Consider the following 21,638-nt stretch of genomic DNA (forward strand, 5'->3'; position numbering starts at 1 on the left):
GTGGTCTCCGCCGAGTGGGTGGAGATGATGCGAAGGCTCGTGCAGGCGGGCGTCATCTCCGGCTCCGCCGCCAGCGCGGCCGTCCTCATCCAGGGCGGACAGGTCATGATGGCCCAGGCGCATCAGGACCTCCCCAAGGGCGTGCGCGACGCGCTGGGGGACAGCCCGGAGGTGCGCGGCATGCGGGTGACGGGCAGAGCAGGAGCGGGCATGTCGGACGCCCCGAAGCACCATGTGCTGCCGCAAGAGCACCGCGAATGGTTCGAACAGCGCGGCTTCAAGGGCGACATGGACATCGACCAGTTCTGCGTCCGGTTGGAGCAGGCTCACCACGAGGCCATCCACGGAGGTGGCAACTGGCGCCTGGGCCGCACCTGGCCCGGTGAGTGGAGCCGGATGATCATGGATGCGCTGCTCAAGGCCGAGGCGAGGGCCGGGCGGATGTTGACGCGGAACATAATCCTGCGGATCGTCGCGAGGTATTTGAAGGAGTACGACATCCCGATGAACTTCATTCCAGGGAGAGGACGATGAGCAATGGACACTCCTGGAAGGGAAACTGGGAGGCCCGCATATACGAGCGTGTCCGTGAGCGCGGCTTCGCATCGCTGACCGCCTTTGCCGAGGCTCGGCCTACCGCATCGCTGGTGGCACTGGCCGAGGAGCTTGGACGGGACGACATCGCCGGGGTGCAGATATTCAGCGGGTTGGTGGCGGAGGCGGAGAGCAGCAAGCAGCTCACACGACTGGTGCGCGGACAGCTCGTGCGTGAGCTGTATGCGTGCTTCCCCAATGGCTGGCCATCCGTGTTGGATGATGACGCTCGGCTGGAGGTTGCCATCGCGCTCGGCCATTGGTTTTCCCACACCCCAGAAACCCACAAGGAGCGCGTGGACCGGGTCGGGGATGCGCTCCTCGCCCATCCGCCGCCGCCCGGCTGGAAGCCGCTCGGGCCCGACGACGAACTTCTCCGCACGCTCCTTCCCGACGAGGAAGCCTGACCCGCGACGTGACCTCGCGGGCCAGAGGCCCCCTGGAACTCAGCCCTGCTTCAACGCCGCGCCAATCGCGTTCCCGAACGGCGCCGTGGGCCGGCCGATGAGCCGGCTCAGCGTGCGGCTGGTGTCATTCAACTCCCCGCGTGACAGGCCCGCGTCCGCGTCCGCCAGCGTGTCCGCGAAGGGCTTGGGCACCCCCACCTGCTGGAGCGCCGCGGAGAACTCCGCCACCGGCAGGTCCACGTACTTCACCGGCTTGCCCGACTGACGCGACAGCTCCGCCACGTACTCCGGCAGGCTGAAGCTCGCGTCCCCCGCCAGCTCGTACACCTGGTTCTCGTGGCCCGTGCCCGTCAGCACCGCCACCGCCGCGTCCGCGTACTCCTGACGCGTCGCCGTCGCCACCCGGCCCTCCTTCGCGCTGCCCTGCACCACGCCGTACTGGAGCGCCGGCCCGATGTGCTCCGTGTAGTTCTCCACGTACCAGCCATTGCGCAGGAACACGTACGGGATGCCCGACGCCCGGATCGCCTCCTCCGTCGCCCGGTGCTCCCCCGCCAGCGACAGGCCGCTCGTGTCCGCGCGCAGGATGCTCGTGTAGGCCAGCAGCTTCACCCCCGCCTTCTTCGCCGCCTCAATCACCGCCGCGTGCTGCGGGAAGCGCTTCCCCACCTCGTTCGCGGAGATGAGCAGCACCGTGTCCCCCTTCCCGAACACCCCGTTCAGCGTCTCCGGGTGGTCGTAGTCCACCTTGCGCACCTGCACCCCGCGCGCGGCCCACTCCGCGGCCTTGTCCGGATTTCGCACCGCCACCGCCACCTGGCTCGCCGGCACCTTCTTCAGCAAACCCTCGACGACGAAGTGCCCCAGCTTCCCCGTGGCTCCCGTGACAACGAACATGGCTTCGCCCTTTCCTTCCCGCGCTCCAGGCGCGAAATCGAACTGGGGCTTACCGTAACGGTGGTACTCACTTTTCGTAAGTACGCACCTCGTGGTAAGTGTCCCGTCATGAAGGCAGGCAAGCGCAGTCCACTGCTGGAGAAGGTGAAGCAGCGCGGGGACCTGTACGCGGCGGCGTGTCCCTCGCGCGGGGTCCTGGAGCACGTCACCAGCCAGTGGGGCGTGCTGGTGCTCGTCGCGCTCAAGGAGGAGGGCACCCACCGCTTCAGCGAGCTGCGCCGCAAGGTCGGCGGGGTCAGCGAGAAGATGCTCGCCCAGACGCTCCAGGCCCTGGAGCAGGACGGCTTCGTGCACCGCGAGGCCCACCCCGTGATTCCCCCCCACGTGGACTACCGCCTCACGCCCCTGGGCGAGGAGGTCGCCGTCCACGTGGAGGCGCTGACCTCCTGGATTGAAGACAACCTCCCCCGGGTGATGTCCGCCCGCACCAAGGCGCCGCCCCGCAAGAAGGCCTCCTGAGAGGCCCCGGGCTCCCCTGGCCGGGTGCCCTCCAGCGGGACGAACGGGAGCGAAGGGGGCAGGCCCGCGTTAAGACTGCTCCCGTGCCCGCCGACACCCCGCTCCAGGTCCGCATTCTCGATGCCATCCGTGACGTCCCGGCCGCCCAGTGGGATGCCCTGGTCGCTGACGGCGCGCCCCCCTTCGTGCGCCACGCGTGGCTGTCCGCCATGGAGGAGAGCGGCAGCGCCACCGAGGACACCGGCTGGGCGCCGCACCACCTGACGCTGTGGCGCGGGAAGAAGCTGGTCGCCGCCGCGCCCGCCTACCTCAAGTTCCACAGCATGGGCGAGTACATCTACGACTTCGGCTGGGCCAACGCCGCCGCCCAACTGGGCGTGGAGTACTACCCGAAGCTGCTCGTGGGCGGCCCCCTGTCCCCCGCCACCGTGCCGCGCTTCCTCACCGCCCCCGGAGAAGACGCCGCCGCCCTGCGCCGCGCGCTCCTGGAGGCCGCTGTCCAGACGGCCCAGGCGCAGGACTGCTCCGGCGTGCACGTGCTCTACCCCACGGACGAAGAGGCGGACTTCCTGGAGGAGGCCGGGCTCGCGCGCCGGATGACCCTCCAGTTCCATTGGAAGAACCCGGGCTACCGGAGCTACGACGACTACCTGGCCCGCTTCGACTCCAAGCGCCGCAACCAGCTCAAGCGCGAGCGCGGCGCCGCGGCCACCCAGGGCATCCACCTGCGCACCGTGCGCGGGGCGGACCTGACGCCGGAGCACGCCCGGCGCGCGTACACCTTCTACACGTCCACCTGCGAGCGCCACGCCTGGGGCCAGGTGCAGCTCACCCCGGGCTTCTTCGAGCGCGTCTTCCGCGACCTGCCCGACACGGTGGAGATGGTGGAGGCGGTGAAGGACGGGAGGGTCATCGCCGGGGCCTTCAACCTGGCCACGCCCGAGCGGCTCTACGGCCGCTACTGGGGCTGCACGGAGGAGCACCCCTTCCTGCACTTCAACGTCTGCCTGTATCACTCCGTGGACGACTGCATCCGCGCGGGGCGCAAGGTCTTCGAGCCCGGCGCCGGCGGCGAGCACAAGGTGTCCCGGGGCTTCGAGCCCACCGCCGTGCACAGCGCCCACCTGATTTTCGACCAGCGCCTGGACAAGGCCGTGCGCAGCTTCCTGCGCATGGAGCACGCGCGGCTGGCGCCCGCCGTGGAGGAGGCGGAGCGCATCTGCGGCCTGAAACCGTGGGGGACCCCTGCCCCCGGGTCCACCGGCACCTGAAAAACCTGAACGTCTGTCCGCCAACCCACCGGTCAGTGGGCATCCGGGCTCGGTTCAAGTTGTGAAATCGGGGTGAACCTCTAGAGTCCGCCCCCATGAAAGTCCCGGAGACAGAGGAAGACTTCATCCAGTGGTACGAAGACTGCTGGGCGGACCGCGACGAGGTGGAGTACCCGAAGCTGTTTGGTGCCATCCGCGAGGAGGTGGACCTGCTGGAGGGCACGGGCGTGCTGGAGGGGTGGCTGGAGAGCGAGCTGGCCCAGGGCACGGAGATGGACCCCAACTGGCTGCCCATGGGCGTGCGCGTGGCGCCTCCCAGCCCGGAGCACCCGTACTGGACCTACGTAACGAGCGGCCTGTCCAACCCCTTCACGGTGGCCCCCGGCGAGGACCTGCCGGACGACGCCCGCAGCGGCCTGGGCTACGAGATGGTCATCCACACGCCCGAGGAGGAGCGCTGGCCCATCCTGCGCCTGCTGGACATGATGGCCTACAACCTCGTGTGCGCGCGGCTGTTCGCCATGGGGCACCGCTACCCGGTGGACGGCACGCTCACCGGCGGTGAGACGAAGCTCGCGGGCTTCGTGTTCGTGAAGGACGCCAACCGCCCCAGCCACTTCACCCTGCCCAGCGGCCAGGTGGAGCTGCTCACGCTGGTGGGCGTGACGAAGAACGAGATGGCCTTCGCGCGCTCCAACGGCATGGACAGCCTGATGAAGAAGCTGGCCGACCCCGCGAACCCCACCACCGCGTACATCACGCGCCCGGAGCGCGACGAGGTGAAGCTGTAGTCACACCGCCTGGCCGCCGCGCGCTCCGGTGCGCGGCGGCGAGGACTCCACCAGCGAGTGCAGGAGGCCCGGCTCGAAGGGCTTCTCGATGCGCGGCAGCGGCACGGCCTGCAGGAAGGCGCGGGCGCGCTCCGTGAAGCTGCCGCCCGTCATGAACACGAAGCGCGACAGGAGCTCCGGCCGGCGCCGCGACAGCTCCGCGTGCACGTCCATGCCGGTGAGGTCCGCCATCATCAGGTCACAGAAGACGCGGTCGAAGGCGTCGTCCTGCTCCAGCAGCGCCAGCGCCTCCCGGCCGCTGTGCGCCACCACCACGTCGTGCTGCCGGCCGAGGATGCGCCGGAGCACCGAGGTGAGCTGCGGCTCGTCGTCCACCACCAGCACGCGCTTGCGCGAGGGGCCCTCGTCCGCGCGCACCGCGGGGAGGCCCGGGTGGACGATGGGCTCCGAGACGGGCAGCCGCACCTGGAAGGTGCTGCCCAGGCCGGGGATGCTGGTCGCCGTCAGCTCTCCGTGCATGCTGCGCACGAGCCCCAGGCAGATGGACAGCCCCAGGCCGCTGCCCTCGCCCACGGGGCGCGTGGTGAAGAACGGCTCGAAGGCGCGCTGGAGCACCTCCGGCGTCATGCCCAGGCCGGTGTCGGACACCTCCGCCAGCACCCACGCGCCCTCGCGGCGGGTGGTGAGCGTCACGCGGTGCCGCTCGTAGGCGCCGGAGGGGATGGCGTTCGAGGCGTTGATGAGCAGGTGGAGGAACACCTGCCCCAGGCGCGCCTCGTGCGCCAGCGCGGGCGGCACCTGGCCGTAGTGGCGCTCCACCTGGGCGCGGCTGCGCAGGTGGGTCGTGGCCATGGAGACGCCGAACTCCAGCGCCGCGTGCACGTCCACGGGCCCCAGGCGCAGCTCGTCCGCGCGGGCGAAGGTCTGCAGGTCGCGCACGATGACGCGGATCCGCTCCGCGCCCTCCTTCGCCTCGCGCAGCGCCTCCAGCGCCTCGCCCACCGCGCCCTGGAGCCCCGGGCCGCGGACGAGCGGCGTGAGCTGCTCCACCGCGAACTGGAGGTTGCCGGTGACGTAGGACAGGGGGTTGTTGATTTCGTGGCCCACGCCCGCGGCGAGCTGGCCCGCCATGGCCAGCTTCTCCGACTGCACCAGCCGCTCGCGCGCGGCCATCAGCTCGTGCGTGCGGCGCTGGGCCAGGGCCTCCGCCTCCAGGCGGCCGGAGTGCTCGCGGGCGAGCAGCGCGTCGCGCTCCGCCTGCACGCGCTTCTTGTCGGTGATGTCGCGCGCGTAGGTGGAGATGTTGCGGCCGCTGGACCAGGCGTGCACCTCGTGCCAGCGGTCGCGCCCGGTGCGCAGCTCGAAGAGGCGGTAGCTCTCCTCGGCGGCCACCTCGCGCAGCGTGCGCTCGAACGGGGTGCCGCACAGCTCCGGGCACGCCTCCCACAGCACGCGGCGGAAGAGCGTCTCCTGCGAGCGGCCGGTGAGCGCGGCGGCGTTGCGGTTCACGTAGGTGAGGCGCCAGTCCGTGTCCACGGTGAAGAAGGCGTCCGGCATGCTCTCCAGCACGTCGCGCACCCAGTCCAGCGTCTCGCGCAGCCCCTCCTCCACCCGCTGGTCGCTGGTGATGTCACGCAGGCGCAACAGCACCCCGTCCCGCAGCGGCACCGCCGTGCCCTGCAGGAGCACCTCCCCCTCGCAGAAGTGGTCCGCGTGCGGCCGGCCGGACTCCACCACCTGGCGCAGGAGGTCCAGGCGGCCGGCGATGCCGTCCTTGGAGGACACCTCGCCCAGGCGCCGGCCGCGCAGGAACTCCGGGTCCCGGCCCAGCGCGCGCGACGCGGCGGGGTTCGCCCACAGCCACTCGAAGTCCAGGATGGCGCCGCCCGGCGAGCGCACGGCGCGCAGCACCATGCACGCCTCCGGGAGTTCGCGCTCGGCCTCCTCCAACGCGGCCAGGAGCGCATCCGGGAGCGGAAGGGCCACGGTCGTATCGGTCGCGGACATCCGGCTCCTCGCGGCCCAGGCACTGCCCAACCCCCGGGGAGCCCGCATGTCGCCACGAATCGCACGGCGGCTCAAGCCAGCCCCAGTCTTCGTATCTTTCTTAACCTTCTTGAATTACAGACGCTTGAGGGTGGAGAGCCGGAAGGAAGGGAAAGACTCCCCTCCGGACCGGAACGTCGGCCACACTGCCGCCTGCCCATGCGCCCTACCCTCATCACGCACGTCGCGTTCGAAGCGCTGCACCTGTCCCTGACGGAGCCGTTCGCCATCGCCACCGGCGCGCAGTTGGCGGCGGAGAACGTGCTCGTGCGCGTGACGCTCGCGGACGGCACGGTGGGGTTGGGCGAGGCGGCGCCCTTCACGGCGGTGAGTGGAGAGACGCAGGCCAGCACGCTCGCGTCGTTGGAGCCGGTGCGCGAGCTGCTCGTGGGCCGCGACGCCCAGGAGTGGCGGCCGGCGTCGGAGGCGCTGGGGGACGCGATGGCGCTGGCGCCGGCCGCGCGGTGTGGCGTGGAGATCGCGCTTTTGGACGCGCTCACGCGGCACCACCGCATCCCGATGTACGCCTTCTTCGGCGGGGCAGGGACGTCGCTGGACATCGACATGACGGTCACCGCCGGAGACCTGTCGCACGCGGTGGCGTCCACGCGGGCCATCCTGGGGCGGGGCATCGACACGTTGAAGGTGAAGGTCGGCGCGCTGGACCCGGACGCGGACGCGGCGCGGCTCGTGGCCATCCACCAGGAGGCCCCGAAGGCGCGGCTCATCGCGGACGCGAACGGGGGCTATGACGTGGCGGAGGCGCTGGCGTTCCTCAAGGAGCTGGAGCGCGCGGAGGTGCCGCTGTCGCTGTTCGAGCAGCCGGTGGCGGACGTCGCGGGGCTCGCGGAGGTGACGCGCCGCTCGCGGGTCGCGGTGTGCGCGGACGAGTCAGCGCGCTCGGTGAAGGACGTGCTGCGGCTCATCCGCGAGAACGCGTGCCACGGCATCAACATCAAGACGATGAAGTGCGGCATGGTGGACGCGGTGACCATGTGGAGCCTGGCCCGCGCGGCGGGGCTGGAGCTGATGGTGGGCGGCATGGTGGAGAGCGTGCTCGCGATGACCGCGTCCGCGCACCTGGCGGCGGGGCTGGGCGGCTTCACCTACGCGGACCTGGACACGCCGCTGTTCATCGCGAACCACCCGTTCCAGGGCGGCGGCCAGTACGCGGGCGGGCGCCTGACGTTGGACCCGGACGCGGTGGGGCACGGCGTCACGCTGCGCTGAGCTTCAGCCCTTCACCAGGGAGGCGGCCACGTCCAGCGCCTTCTCCCTCTGCGGGTCCGCGCCGGCCGCGTACGGCAGCGCGTCCGGGACCTCCACGTCCACCGGGACGCCCACGCCCTCCAGCCGCTCGCCGTCCACGGTCACGTCCATGACGGCGAGGTAGAGCAGGTCCCCATTGGACAGCTTCCGCGGCCCGCCGCCCAGCACGGCGCCCGCGGTGCGCTGGCCCACGAGCGTCGCCAGGCGGTGACGCTTCATCGTGAAGGCCACCAGCTCCTTGCCGCTGCGCGAGTTGCCGTTGACGAGCAGCACCACGGGCTTGCGCCAGGACGGCGCGAAGGGACGCGTCTTGCCATCGCGGCCGGTGCTGACGAGCCGGGGGACCTGGGGGTTGAAGAGGTTCACGAAGGCGGGATTGCAGCCGCCCCAGCCATCGCGGAAGTCGACGACGAGCGCGTCCGCGTCCGCGAAGGCATCCTGGAGCGACTCCTCCAGGGCCTGCTGGTACTCCTCGCCGGTGCACGCGTAGACGTGCTGGTAGGCGACGCGGCGGCCCTGGCGCTCCACGACCTGTCCGCTGGCCTTCTGGAACGCGAGCCACTCCTGGCGCGGATTCACCCGGTGCGGCGTGACGGTGAGCGACAGGGGCTCCGCGCCCTTCATGCGCTCCACGGTGAGGCGCGTGGCCCTGCCCGCGCGGTTCGTGAAGGCGTGCCATGGGTGGAACGGCTTGCCCTCCACGGTGACGAGCCGGTCTCCACGCAGCAGGCCCGCCTTCGCGCCAGGGCCGTCCGTGAAGACGTGACGGACGAAGAAGCCCTCCGGGGTCTCCACCACGTCCACGCCGATGCCGGTGGCCTCCACCTTCTTCAGTTCGAGGAAGGCCTGGAAGATGGCGGACACCTCCGCGTGGCCGGGGCTCTCCTTCGGGTAATAGGCCGTGTGCGAGGCCTTCAGCTCCGCGAGCGCCGCGTTCGTGCGCCGGGTGAAGTCCTCCGCGTCCTTCGCGCCGGCGGCGTAGCCCTGGTGCGCGTCCGCCCAGGCGGTGCCCTTCGCCGCGTCCAGGAAGCGGGTGCGCACGAGGGTGACGATCTCGTCCCCCCGCTTCTCGTAAGGGGCCGTCGCCGCCTGGACGCTGCCCGCGAGGAGCAGCAACGACACCCACCACCGCGTTGTCCGGAACGCCATGCGTGCCCCTCCCGGGAGGACTTCACGATTCTTCACAGGGGCGCGCCCCAGAGGGAAGCCAGGGCGTCCTGGCGCCTCGCGGGGTGGCGAACGCGGCGGGCGCGGTTAGGGATGAGGGGCCCATGTTGGATGCGCCTTCTTCATCGCCCAGGGTCGCGCTCGTGTCGGAGGACCCCCTGGCCCGGGGTGCGCTCGCACGGGCGCTGAGCGACCAGGCGGAGGCCTGGACGGTGGTGGCGGCGGGCACGCAGGAGGAGTTGGAGGCGGCGCGGGGTGAGCCGCCCGACGTGGTGCTCTGGGACACGGGCCTGCGGCTGGAGGAGGGCGCGGCGCCGGACCTGGGCGCGCCGGTGCTGGCGCTGGTGGCGGACGAGGCGGCGGGGGAGCTGGCGCTGGGCGCGGGCGCGAGGGGCCTGCTGTTCCGCGACGTGGCGCCGGGGATGCTGGGCGCCGCGCTGCACGCGGTCGCGCGAGGCCTCACGGTGTTCGAGCCGGGCCTGTCCCAGGTGCGCGCCGCGCCCAGGAGCACGGCGCCCACGGGAGCCCCGGGGCCGGACACGCTGACGCCGCGCGAGCGCGAGGTGCTGGGGCTGTTGGCGGAGGGCCTGTCGAACAAGGCCATCGCGGACCGGCTGGCCATCAGCGAGCACACGGCCAAGTTCCACGTGAACGCGGTGCTGGCCAAGCTGGGCGTGCAGCGCCGCACGGAGGCCGTGGTGAGGGCGGCGCGGATGGGGCTGGTGACGCTCTAACTCGACGCAGCGTCTCCGTCTCATCCAGGGAGCCTGCGCCTTCCGAGCACCGCGGCGACCCTCCGCGCTGCTACACTCCCCAGCCTCCATGGCCAACCAGGATTGGGTCTCGCGCCTGCTCACCGGGCGCGCGTCGGCGGACAAGGGCCTCAGCGTCCACCTCTCCGAGCGCGACGGCGGCAGCCTCCACGACAAGATGCGGCAGGCGTATTGGTGGATCACCAACAACGCCGTCATCTGCCCCTACTACGACATCGAGTTCGGCGGCACCGCCGCCCTCAAGAACACCGCCGGGGACGAGGTCCACCTCCCGGAGGACATGAGCTACAGCTCCTTCGTCCTCATCCCGCTGCTCACCCTCTTCACCTGCCGCCGCGCCCTGCTCGTGGGCGGCCCGGGCCGCGGAAAAACCACGTCCGCCATCCTCATGGCCCTGCTCTCCGGCATGGGCCGCGAGGACGTCCACCGGGGCATCCAGCGCGGCCACCCGCAGTTGTCCATCGCGGACCTGCTCGGCGCGCCCCTGCCCTCCGACATGCTCAAGGCGGAGGACCTGTCCGCCGTGAAGGTCAGTTGGCGCAAGTGGATTGGCCAGCGCGTGAAGATCATCGACGAGTACAACCGCATCCCCACCAAGACGCAGTCCGCCCTGCTGTCCCTGCTGGGCGAGGGCTACGCGGAGATGATGGACCAGTACGTCTACACCGGCCGCTCGTCCTGGTTCCTCACCGCCAACGACGACCAGGGCGGCGGCACGTTCCAGGTCATCGAAGCGCTCAAGGACCGCCTGGACGTCGTCGTGCGCGCCGTGCCCTTCAACTCCGGCTTCGTGGACACGCTGCTCCAGCGCATCGAGTCCGACAAGTCCCCGGAGGAGCTGCTCCCCAGGGACATCGTCTTCACCCCCGGCGAGCTGGAGAAGGCCTACACCTCCATCCTCGCCGTGGAGGTGCCCAGGGGCGTGCTGGAGCGCGTGGCCTTCTTCCTGGGCCAGCTCGACTTCTGCCGCATGGCGTCCCCGCGCTTCGAGTTCAAGCACAAGGACACGCTGAAGCTCGCCGGCCAGACCGTGTCCGCCGTGTGCAACGAGCAGTGCCCGCTGGACAAGAAGGTGCACCTCTGCACGCAGACGGAGAACGGCACCAGCGTGCGCGCGTACCAGACCATCCTCCACTTCGCGAAGGCGCTCGCGTTCTTCCGGGGCCACCGCGTGACGGAGCTGGAGGACTTCCGGCAGATCATCCCCTGGGTGCTGCACGAGAAGCTCACCCCCAACGCGCGCAGCCCCTTCTTCGAGGCGAAGGGCAACAGGCTGCTGCTCCAGGACCGCGTGGCGTGGATCCGCAACATGTTCGACATGGCCATGGCCCGCTACGGCACGCACGCGCCCGTGCGCCAGAAGGTCGCCGCCCTGCGCGCGGAGCTGGACCTGGGCCTGTCCGGCGTGGACCTGCGCACCACGGAGCGGCGCCTGTCCGCCGTCACCGCGCTGATGAACGACCTGATGACGCGCCAGGAGCTGTCCGGTCCGGTGTACGAGGACCTCATCCACTTGAAGTCCCTCTACAGCCGCTACCGCAACTACGCGACGTGGCTGAAGGAGAACCCGGGCGGTCAGGGGCAGCCATGAGCACGTTCGTCGAAGACCTGGAGAAGGAGGCCCGCGGCCGGTTCGTGCGCTGGGACCGCGCGCTGTGGAGCGCGTTCCTCGAGGGCCCGGTGGCCCGCATGGGCCGGGCGCTCGCGAGCGGTGACGCCGCGGCGGGAGAGGAGACCCTGCGCGCCTACCTGCGCCTGGGCGCCGAGGGCATCGGCCTGGGCTACCTGTACCCGACGTCCGCGGGCAGGGAGAACTTCTTCACGCTCGCGTGGACGGACCTGCTGCCGCGCCTGTTGCCGGACCTGCGTCAGGAGGAGCAGGCCCCGGCGCTCGCGCGCGTGTGGAACCTCAGCGAGAACCTGGAGTCCGCGCCGCCGTGGGTGCAGCGGCTGTTCTGCCGCCTGGGCGCGAACCTGTCCTCGCTGGCGGACCTGGAGGGCCACCTGCACACCATCGCCAACGAGGCCATGGAGCCGCCCTCCCAGCCCCTGGGCGACACGTCCACCGCGCAGTGGGTGGACCTGTCCCAGGAGGACGCACGCTTCATGCCCGGGGAGATGCACTTCCTGGCCCCCGCCGTCGTCTGCGTGCACGACCGGCACCGCGCCACCGCCGCGGGCGGACGCGACGCCGCCACACAGGGCGTGTGGCTGGTGAAGAAGCCCGTGCTGCTGGGGCCCATGGGCTGCAACGAGCGGCTGGAGCCCGCGACGGGCAAGCCCCCCAAGCCGCTCACCTCGCTGGCGCAGCGCGACCCTCGCGCGGGGGACTGGTACAGCACCCAGCACAACGAGTGGCGCGCGGTGGCCACGATGCACACGTCCCAGTGGCTGGCGGTCATCCTGCCGGCATGAGCGCGGGCGCGGCCTTCACCCCGGAGGAGGTGGAGCGGTGCTGGCGCGACGCGCTGGCGCTGTGGGACGTGCACGTGCAGTTGAGCCCGCCCGAACCGCACCAGCCCTTCCGGCCCGGCGAGGCCACGCCGGACGAACCGCTCGCGTACATCGACCTGGTGCGCCGGCAGGTGTTCGTCCACTTCGACCTGCTCGTCCGCATGGGCGCGCGTGACAGCCTCACCGCCGTGCTGGCCCATGAAATCGGCCACCACGTGCGCTTCCCGCACACGCTGGGGTGGGACGCGGAGCTGCGCGTGCTGGAGCAGCGCCTCATCCCGGGCCTGGGCCAGTCGCTCACCAACCTGTTCTTCGACCTCCAGGTGAACGAGTTCGTGGGGCGCACCCACGCGGACGCGCTGTGCCAGGTGTACCGGGGCTTCCTGCGCACGCCGGAGGGGCGCAAGAAGCAGAAGGACGGAGACACGGGCGGGCCGTCTCCGCTGTTCTGCTTCTACCTGGCCCTCTACGAAGAACTCTGGCGCCGCGAGCCCGGACACCTGGTGCCCGAGGCCCTGCTGCCGAAGCTGGAGGAGGCCTACCCGGGCTTCCGCGCCCAGGCGCGCATGTTCGTGCAGACGTTCTACGCGCTGCCCGACCCGCGCCTGCAGTTCCTCTACTTCTGCGCCGCGTTCATCCGCTTCATCGACCTGCCCTCGGACGTGGGCTTCCGCATCCCGCTGGCCGGAGACCTCGGCACGCCGGACGAGGGCGACCTGGACGCGGCGGTGCAGTCCGGCGGCCGGTGGGAGGACGCGCTGGACCAGGCCCGTGCGAACGGCTGGCTGGACGACTCGCACGACACGAAGGAGTCGGAGCCGCTGGACACCATCCGCCGCGTGACGGCGCACCTGCCCGGCAACGACGGCGGCAGGCTGCGGCGCGCGCTGGTGGCCCGGTACTACCGGCGGCTCGTGGACCGGTACATCCTCAAGCTGCCCGCCTCGCCCTCGAAGCCGGAGCCGTACCTGCGCACGATTCCGGAGGCGTGGGAGTACGGCGACGACCCGTCCACCATCGACTGGACGCTCACGGTGATCTCCCAGGGACACCTGGCGGCCGTGGCCCCGCTGCGCCGCGAGCTGGAGGCGGACCTGCCGCCCCCGTCCGACCTGGGCGTGCCCGCGCTGGAAATCTACCTGGACACCAGCGGCTCCATGCCCGACCCGCGGCAGGACCTCAACGCGATGACGCTGGCCGCGCAGGTGCTGTCCGCCTCCGCGCTGCGCAAGGGCGCCACGGTGCGCGGCATCGTCTACTCCGCGGACAACCCCGTCGTGTCCCCGTGGATGTACGACGAGGAGACGGCGCGCGACTTCTTCCTGCACTACATCGGCGGAGGGACGTGGTTCCCGGTGGAGGTGATGGAGCACCTGTCCCAGGAGCGGCCGGACGCGCTGCGCGTCGTCATCTCCGACAGCGACTTCCTCCACAACCTGCGGCAGGAGGGCGCCCTGCCCCGCTTCGCCCGCGCGATGGAGCGCTCGCGCCGCGTGGTGGCCTTCCTCGCGCTGCCGGACGACGCGCCCGCGCGGCCGGTGCTGGCGCCGCTGCTGGGCAGCCCGCGCTTCCGGCTGGCGACCGTGCAATGGATGTCTGACTTTGGCCGTGCCGCCGCGGCGCTGGCCGATGCCCTGTTGGAGAAATGATGGCGGTCTCGATTCCCCACCTCCGTGAGCAGTTGGCGGCCATGCCCCTCGTGTCGCCGTATCCGCACGACCTGGCGGTGGCCATCGTCTGCGACACCTTCCGGCTGGCCAGCCAGCGGCCCCCGTCCCAGGCCGAGTGGGCGAAGCTGGAGCAGCGCCTGAAGAACCCGCTGTTCCAGGAGCAGGTGGGCATGCTCGCGCACGCGCTGGTGGCGTCCGACCTGCGCAAGAAGACGGTGCTCTACCTCACCCCGGACCGCACGCCGCAGGCGCGGCTCCAGCAGTTCTTCGAGGAGGTGCACCCCCTCACCGCGGAGATGATCCGCTCCAACGCCTTCCGCCAGGAGGAGTTCCTGCGCAAGTGGCTGGCGGCGGTGGGCGCGGACGTCGAGGGCGAGACGGAGGCCGAGTCGAAGCGCCGCCTCAAGGACCTGGACTACCGGCAGGCGGTGACGGACCTGCGCAAGGTGGAGGAGGCGCGCAAGAAGGAGGCGGACCGGCGCCAGGAGATGCTCCAGGAGGCCCAGCGCAAGGAAGCCGAGGCCCGGGGCTGGCGCGAGTGACGCTCGGGGTCGCGCCCAGGGCCCGCATCCGCCGCGACAGCCACACGCAGCGCCCGCACCTGCCGTGGGCGCTGGGCGTGGCGGAGGGCCTGGCGCGCGGCGCGGCCACGGTGGACGAGGCCGCCGCCCGCGCGGAGCTGGAGGCGCGCCTGCCTGCCTTGCGTGACGCGCTCCTGGGCTCGCCCTACTACGTGCGCGTGCTGCGCGAGTCGGGCCTGCACCCGGGCGACCTGCGCCGCCTGGAGGACCTGCGGCACTTCCCCGCGCTGGACCGCGCCACGCTCGCGCGCCACTGGGAGGACGTGCCCACGCTGCCCGCCGCGTCCGACGAGTGCGTGGTGGTGAGGAGCTCCGGCACCACCGGCGACCCGGTGAACGTGCTGCGCGACCGGCGCGACTGCCTGCTCATGTGGGCCGTGCTGCGCTTCTTCACCGGGCGCGCCAACGCCGCGCCCCCGCCGCGTCCGCGCGTGGTGCTGCTGGACGCGCTGCCGGGCGGGCTGGAGTACTCGGTGCGCCTGCCGCTGTTCCACGACGGCGCCCTGCACCGCGTCTCCGTGCTGCGCGACGACGCGGTGGCGCGCCTGCGGCGGGTGAAGGCCTCCGTCGTCTTCTCCGACCCGGAGGGGCTGCGCTGGCTGCTGGCCCACCCGGAGGTGCCGTCCCCCCGGCTGGTGCTCACCTCCGCGCAGCACCTGCCGCACGCGCTGCGCGACGCGTGGAGGCAGGAGCGCGGCGCGCCGGTCCTCAACTACTACGCCGCCACGGAGACGGGGCCGCTCGCGTGGGAGTGCCTGGACGACGCGAACCGGGGCCGCTTCCACGTGCTCACGCCGGACGTCTGGCTGGAGCCGGACGGGGACGAGGTGGTGGTGACGCGGCTGCGCCCCAGCGTGCTGCCGCTGTTGCGCTACCGGCCCGGGGACACGGGCACCGTGCGGCGCGACGCCTGCGCCTGCGGCTTCCACGGCTGGACGCTGACGGGCTTCGGCGGACGCGGGGCCTGCGCGTTCCACACGCCCGGGGGCCGCGCGGTGGACGCGTGGTCGCTGGCGTGGGTGTTCAAGCACCACCCGCTGCGCGCGTTCCGGTTGACCCAGGTGGCGCTGGAGCGCTTCACGCTGGAGCTCTCCGGCGCGCCCGCGGACAGCGTGGCGGCGCTGTGCGAGCGGCTCACCGCGGCGCTGCGCAACCTGGGCTGGGCGGCGCCGAGGGTCGAGGCCGCCCTGGGTATGGAAGCGCGCGGGGCGCAAGGGCTGGCGGCGCCCGCCAAGCCGCTCCCCTTCCGTTGCGAGCTGCCGCTTCAGGGGTGAGCCGGGCCTTCGCCCGGTCGTTTGCCCTGGATTCCCGCGCCTCGGGTGAAGATTCTCACAGGGAGGGTGCACCCGCACGGAGGACACATGGAGACTCGGAAGCTGGGCAGGCAGGGCCTCACCGTTTCGGCGCTGGGCCTGGGCTGCATGGGCATGTCGGACTTCTACGCGGGCCGTGACGACGCGGAGTCGGAGGCCACGCTGCTCCACGCGCTGGAGCGGGGCATCACCTTCTTCGACACGGCGGACGCCTACGGGCCCGGCCGCAACGAGGAGCTGGTGGGCCGGGTGCTGGGGCCGCACCGCCAGCGCATCGTCCTGGCCACGAAGTTCGGCCTGGTGCGGGACCCGGCGAACCCCCAGTCGCGCGGCGTCAACGGCCGGCCGGACTACGTGAAACAGGCGTGCGACGCGAGCCTGAAGCGCCTGGGAATGGACGTCATCGACCTCTACTACCTGCACCGGGTGGATCCGAAGACGCCCATCGAGGACACCGTGGGCGCGATGGCGGAGCTGGTGAAGGCCGGCAAGGTGCGCTTCCTGGGGCTGTCGGAGGTGAACTCGGAGACGCTGCGCCGCGCGTGCGCCGTGCATCCCATCACCGCGCTCCAGTCGGAGTACTCGCTGTGGAGCCGGGACCCGGAGGACGGCGTCCTCCAGACGTGCCGTGAGCTGGGCGTGGGCTTCGTCCCCTACAGCCCGCTGGGCCGCGGCTTCCTCACCGGCCAGTTCAAGCGCTTCGAGGACCTGCCGGAGGACGACTACCGCCGCCACTCGCCCCGCTTCCAGGGGGAGAACTTCCAGCGCAACCTCAAGCTGGTGGAGCACCTGGACCGGCTCGCGAGCCAGAAGCAGTGCACGCCCGCGCAGCTCGCGCTCGCCTGGGTGCTGTCGCGCGGACAGGACGTGGTGCCCATCCCCGGCACCAAGCGCCGCAAGTACCTGGACGACAACCTGGGCGCCCTGGACGTGACGCTCACCCAGGAGGACCTGGCGGCCATCGAGTCCATCGCGCCGCCGGGTGTGGCCGCGGGCGAGCGCTACCCCACCACCATGCAGGGCTTCCTCCAGGCGGACACCCGGAAGGAGACACGCTGACGGCCGGCCCCAGGCCCGTCCGCCCCGCGCCTCCATGACCGCGCCCGCTCCGTCCTCCCCGCGGTATCCGCCGGTGCATCCCTCCTCCTCGCCTCCGCGCGCGCCCGGGCCGCTCCGCAAGGAGGGGGGCTCCGCGCTGTTGAACTACGGGCTGGCGCTGGCGGCCGTCCTGGTGGCGTTCTCCGCCCAGCGGCTGCTGTGGCCCTACATGTCCAGCGCCCCGTTCCTGGCCTTCTTCGCCGCCGTCGCGTTCGCGGGCTGGCGGGGAGGCTGGGGGCCGGGGCTGGTCGCGACGCTCGTCTCGCTGGTGACGGTGGACTACTTCTTCCTGTCCCCGCTGGGGAACTGGATGATCCACCCCGGCAACGTCATCGCGCTGGGGTTCTTCCTCGCGCTGTCCATGTTCGTGACGTTGCTCAACGTGCGCCTGCGCCGGGCCAACGCGGAGCGCGCGGACCTGCTGGAGCGCGAGCGCGCCTCCCGCGCCGCCGCCGAGTACGAACGCGCGCGCCTGCACGAGCTGTTCATGCACGCGCCCGCGCACCTGGTCATCTTCCGCGGGCCCCAGCACATCTTCGAGCTGTCCAACCCCCTCAACTCCGCGCTGCTGGGCAACCCGCCCAGGCTGCTGGGCCTGCCCGCGCGCGAGGTGGGCCCGAAGGAGGAGGCCGAGCGCGTGGGGCGGATGCTCGACCATGTCTACGCGACGGGCGAACCCTTCGTGGGCCGGGAGGTGTCCATCAAGCTGCCACAGTCGGATGGCACCCTGCGGGAGTACATCTTCGACGTCACGTACACGCCCACGCACGACACGCACGGGCAGGTGGACGGCATCGCGGGCTTCGGCTTCGACGTGACGGACCTGGTGCGCGCCCGCGCCCGGGCGGAGCGGCTGGCGCGCGAGCTGTCCCACAACGAGGAGCACCTGCGCCTGCTGGCGGGGGCCAGCTCCTTCCTGGCCACGTCGCTGGACGACAAGGCCACGCTGCGCAACGTGGTGCGCCTGGCGGTCCCCACGCTGGCGGACTGGTGCCTCATCGACGGCGCGCGGGAGGACGGCACCTTCCAGCGCATGGAGGTGGAGCACGCGACCACGGAGCCGGAGTCGCTCGCGGAGCCGCTGCGGTCCCGCACGACGTACGTGACGGGCCTCCCCAGGATGGCCGGCCCCGGGTCCATCCAGCACGGGCAGCCCTTCCTCGTCGAGGACTTCACCGACGACCTCCTCCCGGGGTTCACGGACGACCCCGAGCGCATCGCGCTGCTGAAGCAACTGCGCGTCCGCTCGCTGGTGGTGGTGCCGCTGGTGGCCGGGGAGCGCTCGCTGGGGCTGCTCAGCTTCGTCACCACGCACCGCTCCGGCCGGCGCTACACGGCCGCGGACCTGCCCTTCCTCCAGGAGCTGGCCAACCGCGCCGCGCTCTCCATGGAGAACGCCAGGCTGTACCGCGAGGCGCGCGAGGCGGTGCGCCTGCGCGACGAGTTCCTGTCCATCGCCAGCCATGAGTTGAAGACGCCGCTCACGCCGCTCAACCTCAAGCTCCAGGCGCTGCGGCGGGAGATGGAGCGCCACCCGGGCCCGGTGCCGCGCGAGCTGGTGGAGCGCTACCTGGACGTGGGCACGCGTCAGTTGAAGAAGCTGGCGGAGCTGGTGAACGACCTGCTGGACGTGTCGCGCATCGCGGCCGGGCGGCTGTCGCTGGAGTGCGTGCCCATGGACCTGGTGGAGCTGGTGCGCGACGTGGTGGCCGCCTACGAGGGCCCCGCCGCGCGCTCCGGCTCCGTGCTCCAGTTGGAGTGCGCGGACGCGGTGACGGTGGGCGTGTGGGACCGGCCGAGGCTGGAGCAGGTGGTGGTGAACCTGGTGGACAACGCCATCAAGTACGGCCAGGGGCGCCCCATCCACGTCCGGCTGGAGACGCGCGGCGGCAGGGCGGCGCTGACGGTGCGGGACCAGGGCATCGGCATCTCGGAGGAGTCCCTGCCGCGCCTCTTCGGCCGCTTCGAGCGCGCGGTGAGCGACCGGCACTACGGCGGCCTGGGCCTGGGCCTCTACATCACCCGCACGCTGGTGGAGGCCATGGGCGGCACGGTGCGCGTGGAGAGCCACCTGGGCCAGGGCTCCGTCTTCACGGTGGAGCTGCCGCTGCCCGCGCCGCCGGCGGAGGTGGAGGCCCCGGCGCCCTGATCAGGAAGCGGCGCGGGCCCGAGGCAACTGCGCGTGGGGTTCCCAGGGGCCGCTGGAGCCCAGGCAGTGGCGGCAGGTGGCGAGCGGCGTGTCCCGCTCCAGGTAGGCCAGAAGGCGCGTGAGCAGATCCGGGTCATCGAGCGGCACGCCGTCGTGTTCGACGAGCGCGGGCAGGTGCGGGTGCTCCGCGGCGAAGACGGTGGCGACGTGGGGGGGCCGGGTGCAGGTGTAGAAGCGGCCCTGGTGGACCAGGTGGCAGCGCTGCTTGAGCCAGCACCTGTCGAAGACGTCCTGGACCTCCGCGTCGGACGTGAGGGGCGCGTCCGGGGTGATGCGCTGGAAGCGGTCGATGGCCTTCACGGTGAGGTGGACGCCGTGCTGGTCGCATCTCTCGGTGATGCGGGCGATGGAGCGCTCGGGCAGGGGCGCGGACGTGTAGAACGACAGGGTCATCCGGTCGAGCCGTTCGTACACGGCGTCCGGAGCGCTCTGGGCGAGGAAGCCGTTGGTGGTGACGGACACCTGGTCGGTGAGCCCGGAGGCGCGCACCCCGTCCAGCACGGCGGGCAGGTCCGGGTGGAGGAAGGGCTCCCCGCCGGTGAGCTTGAAGACGTTGGGCTTGAGCACGCGCGAGAGCCGGCGCAGGTCCTCGGCCAGCGCATGGGGGGACACGGCCCACGCGGGCAGGTGCGGCGACAGCGGGCAGCACTGCGCGCAGCGCAGGTTGCAGTGCGTGGTGACGTGCGTCTCCAGGGACCAGGTGAGGACGCGGCGGTCGTGAAGCTCGTAGCGCACGGCGCGGGAGTCTAACCCGTGAATCAGGAAGAAGGGCTGATGCGGCTGGCCGTCAGCTCTCGGTCAGGACGAGCTGATCCATGGCACGGGTCATCGCCACATAGAGCAACCGGGCTTCCTCCCTGGCATCGGGCCGCTCGGGTGCCGGGCGCTTGAGGCGGGGAATGGCGACGACGGGGAACTCCAGTCCCTTGCTGGAGTGGAACGTCAGGACCTTCACGCTGGCCTCGGAAGACTTGAAGGCGGATTGGCCAGGACTCTTGCCTACCCACTGCAATGGAATGCCCATGTGGTTCAGATGCCGGACAGCACGCTGGCCGATATCCGAGCTGCGATAGAGCAGCGCCATCTCATTCCAGGCGTGGCCTTCCGCGTGGAGCTGTTGGAAGCGTCCTCCGATGTAGCTCAGCTCCTCATGCAGGTTGGGAAGTGTGACGACCTTCGGCGCAGGCCCACGGCGCCCCGCGGATTGGGGTTGGACGAGCGGAACGCCATCTTCGTCCGCGTCACTGGGTGTCAGCACCTCGCGCGCGAAGTCAGCGGCGAACTGGAGGATGTCCGCGGTGTTGCGGTAGTTCAGCCGCAGGATGGTGGTGCGGCCCTGGGCCTGGATGCCCACGCTCCGGAAGCTGAACCGTTTGTGCGGGTAGATGGACTGGGCGTCGTCATAGAGCAGCAGGAGCGAATTCGTCCCCGGGTCCACCATCTGAGAGATGAGCTTGAACCACTCCGGATGGAAGTCGTGCCCTTCGTCGATGAGCACCGCTCCATACTGCGCCCTGGGAATGAGTCCGCGGTCCACGGCTGCGATGACTCGCTGGACGAGTTGCTCGGAGAAGTCACCGGAAGACAGCCCCTGGGGAGGAAGACCCACGTGGAAGTGGCGAAGCTGGGTATGGCACCAGGCATGAAAGGTCTGGATGACCACCTGCGCAGAAAGCCCCTGGGCTCGCAGCATCTGTTCCAGCCAGCCATAGAGCGGCTTCCCGTAGCAGAGCACGAGGATGGGGCGATGGAGCGTCCGGGCCAGTTGCAGGCAGCGGTAGCCCAGGATCATCGTCTTGCCGGAGCCAGCGACCCCGTGGATGACGCGATGGCCTTCTCCCAGGCTGCGAGCCAGTTGCTCCTGCTGGAGGTCCATGATGCGGATGAGGTCTGGAACCGAAAGCTCCAGCTCCGCCTGGACCGGCGCGGAACGGGCGAGCGGGCCGCTGCCAATCCGCAGCTCGGGGAAGACGTGCCAGCGGATCCGGTCCAGTTGAGGCAGTGAGATGGGCTGCGAGGGCGACCACGGAAACATGTCCCAGAGCCGCTTCTGGAACCGCTCGGGGTCAACGTCTTCCCCCATTTCATCCCGGCAGATGACGCGTGAGGGAGGCAGCACCTTTCCCAGGTCGCCCTCGTCGAACTGCTTCCGGGTGATGTTCGAGAGCACGACGCCATGGCTCCAGGGCAGGACGAGCCGGCCCCGGTGCGGACCGTCAGGATTCACGAGCATGGGATCGCGCTGAAGCAGCGTCGCGATCTCCTGGGCGTAGACACGGGACTGCTCGAAGGGGTTGGCCACCTCCTTGAGGCCCGTCTGCGTCATCAGGACGGCGCGCGCCTTGTCGATGCTCCGGAGGGTGTCGCGCTTCCAGTCCTTCACCTCGAGGACCAGCAGGCCCCGGCGCGGATGCAGGATGATGAAGTCCGGGTGGTGACCTGTTCCCCCGATGGGGACGTCGTACCAGAGCAGGTAATCGTCCTCGAGCTTCTCCTCCAACCGGCGAGCAAACCGCTTCTCCCCGGCCTGCATCCGGCCAAGGCACTGGTTCAGGGAGGGAATCAGCGTCGCCATATTG

The 21,638-nt window shown here is 71.1% G+C and carries 19 protein-coding genes; 14 read left to right on the forward strand and 5 right to left on the reverse strand.

The window, feature by feature from the left end; translation table 11 throughout:
• Positions 1-534: DUF2380 domain-containing protein (locus K8556_RS24180; RefSeq protein ID WP_223742445.1), on the forward strand; the 534-nt coding region annotated here is incomplete at its 5' end.
• A complete protein-coding gene (locus K8556_RS24185; protein ID WP_223742446.1) occupies positions 531-1,001 on the forward strand; it encodes an NUDIX hydrolase in 471 nt (156 codons plus the stop codon). The genes K8556_RS24180 and K8556_RS24185, both read left to right, overlap by 4 nt.
• A 39-nt stretch (positions 1,002-1,040) precedes the next feature.
• On the opposite strand, the gene K8556_RS24190 is transcribed toward K8556_RS24185, so the two are convergent.
• Positions 1,041-1,898 carry an SDR family oxidoreductase gene (locus tag K8556_RS24190; protein WP_223742447.1) on the reverse strand — a complete coding sequence of 286 codons (858 nt, stop codon included), beginning with the start codon at positions 1,896-1,898 and terminating at the stop codon, positions 1,041-1,043.
• A gap of 108 nt (positions 1,899-2,006) precedes the next feature.
• On the opposite strand from K8556_RS24190, the gene K8556_RS24195 reads away from it, so the two are divergent.
• The 3 genes from K8556_RS24195 to K8556_RS24205 all read left to right on the forward strand — a co-directional run bounded on the left by K8556_RS24195 (position 2,007) and on the right by K8556_RS24205 (position 4,479).
• On the forward strand, positions 2,007-2,417 hold the full coding sequence (locus K8556_RS24195; RefSeq protein WP_223742448.1) for a helix-turn-helix domain-containing protein: 411 nt from the start codon (positions 2,007-2,009) through the stop codon (positions 2,415-2,417).
• A gap of 83 nt (positions 2,418-2,500) precedes the next feature.
• Positions 2,501-3,688 carry a GNAT family N-acetyltransferase gene (locus tag K8556_RS24200; protein WP_223742449.1) on the forward strand — a complete coding sequence of 396 codons (1,188 nt, stop codon included), beginning with the start codon at positions 2,501-2,503 and terminating at the stop codon, positions 3,686-3,688.
• Between the two features lie 95 nt (positions 3,689-3,783).
• Positions 3,784-4,479, forward strand: coding sequence for a suppressor of fused domain protein (locus tag K8556_RS24205; protein ID WP_223742450.1), 696 nt, complete (start codon positions 3,784-3,786; stop codon positions 4,477-4,479).
• Here the strand turns inward: K8556_RS24205 and K8556_RS24210 are convergent, their stop codons facing one another.
• Entirely contained in the window at positions 4,480-6,486 is a 2,007-nt protein-coding gene (locus K8556_RS24210) for an ATP-binding protein (protein WP_223742451.1), read from the reverse strand. It lies immediately after the preceding gene.
• Positions 6,487-6,684: 198 nt separating this feature from the next.
• Between K8556_RS24210 and K8556_RS24215 the strand changes: the two genes are divergently transcribed.
• The gene (locus K8556_RS24215; protein ID WP_223742452.1) at positions 6,685-7,755 is read left to right on the forward strand and encodes a dipeptide epimerase; all 1,071 of its coding nucleotides are present in this window, start codon (positions 6,685-6,687) and stop codon (positions 7,753-7,755) included.
• Positions 7,756-7,758: 3 nt separating this feature from the next.
• On the opposite strand, the gene K8556_RS24220 is transcribed toward K8556_RS24215, so the two are convergent.
• Positions 7,759-8,943, reverse strand: a complete 1,185-nt coding sequence (locus K8556_RS24220) for a S41 family peptidase (protein WP_223742453.1) — start codon at positions 8,941-8,943, stop codon at positions 7,759-7,761.
• A gap of 122 nt (positions 8,944-9,065) precedes the next feature.
• Between K8556_RS24220 and K8556_RS24225 the strand changes: the two genes are divergently transcribed.
• The 8 genes from K8556_RS24225 to K8556_RS24260 all read left to right on the forward strand — a co-directional run bounded on the left by K8556_RS24225 (position 9,066) and on the right by K8556_RS24260 (position 18,999).
• The gene (locus K8556_RS24225) at positions 9,066-9,695 is read left to right on the forward strand and encodes a response regulator transcription factor (protein WP_223742454.1); all 630 of its coding nucleotides are present in this window, start codon (positions 9,066-9,068) and stop codon (positions 9,693-9,695) included.
• 88 nt (positions 9,696-9,783) lie between these two features.
• A complete protein-coding gene (locus K8556_RS24230; RefSeq protein ID WP_223742455.1) occupies positions 9,784-11,325 on the forward strand; it encodes a MoxR family ATPase in 1,542 nt (513 codons plus the stop codon).
• Positions 11,322-12,149 (forward strand): hypothetical protein, encoded by an 828-nt coding sequence (locus tag K8556_RS24235; protein WP_223742456.1) that lies wholly within the window; start codon positions 11,322-11,324, stop codon positions 12,147-12,149. The genes K8556_RS24230 and K8556_RS24235 overlap by 4 nt, the downstream gene beginning before the upstream one ends.
• Positions 12,146-13,837 carry a M48 family metalloprotease gene (locus tag K8556_RS24240; protein WP_223742457.1) on the forward strand — a complete coding sequence of 564 codons (1,692 nt, stop codon included), beginning with the start codon at positions 12,146-12,148 and terminating at the stop codon, positions 13,835-13,837. Before K8556_RS24235 ends, K8556_RS24240 begins: the two co-directional genes overlap by 4 nt.
• Positions 13,834-14,400: a hypothetical protein gene (locus tag K8556_RS24245; RefSeq protein WP_223742458.1), complete on the forward strand. Its 567-nt coding sequence runs from the start codon at positions 13,834-13,836 to the stop codon at positions 14,398-14,400. Before K8556_RS24240 ends, K8556_RS24245 begins: the two co-directional genes overlap by 4 nt.
• Positions 14,397-15,713, forward strand: coding sequence for an AMP-binding protein (locus K8556_RS24250; protein ID WP_223742459.1), 1,317 nt, complete (start codon positions 14,397-14,399; stop codon positions 15,711-15,713). Before K8556_RS24245 ends, K8556_RS24250 begins: the two co-directional genes overlap by 4 nt.
• An 87-nt stretch (positions 15,714-15,800) precedes the next feature.
• Complete coding sequence (locus tag K8556_RS24255; RefSeq protein WP_223742460.1) at positions 15,801-16,811, forward strand: aldo/keto reductase; 1,011 nt, start codon at positions 15,801-15,803, stop codon at positions 16,809-16,811.
• A gap of 139 nt (positions 16,812-16,950) precedes the next feature.
• Positions 16,951-18,999 carry an ATP-binding protein gene (locus K8556_RS24260; protein WP_223742461.1) on the forward strand — a complete coding sequence of 683 codons (2,049 nt, stop codon included), beginning with the start codon at positions 16,951-16,953 and terminating at the stop codon, positions 18,997-18,999.
• Here the strand turns inward: K8556_RS24260 and K8556_RS24265 are convergent, their stop codons facing one another.
• Complete coding sequence (locus K8556_RS24265) at positions 19,000-19,794, reverse strand: radical SAM protein (RefSeq protein WP_223742462.1); 795 nt, start codon at positions 19,792-19,794, stop codon at positions 19,000-19,002.
• Positions 19,795-19,846: 52 nt separating this feature from the next.
• The gene (locus K8556_RS24270; RefSeq protein WP_223742463.1) at positions 19,847-21,634 is read right to left on the reverse strand and encodes a DEAD/DEAH box helicase; all 1,788 of its coding nucleotides are present in this window, start codon (positions 21,632-21,634) and stop codon (positions 19,847-19,849) included.
• Positions 21,635-21,638: the final 4 nt, after the last annotated feature.

Origin of the sequence: Corallococcus sp. AS-1-12 (assembly GCF_020036995.1) — a bacterium.
GTDB lineage: Bacteria > Myxococcota > Myxococcia > Myxococcales > Myxococcaceae > Corallococcus.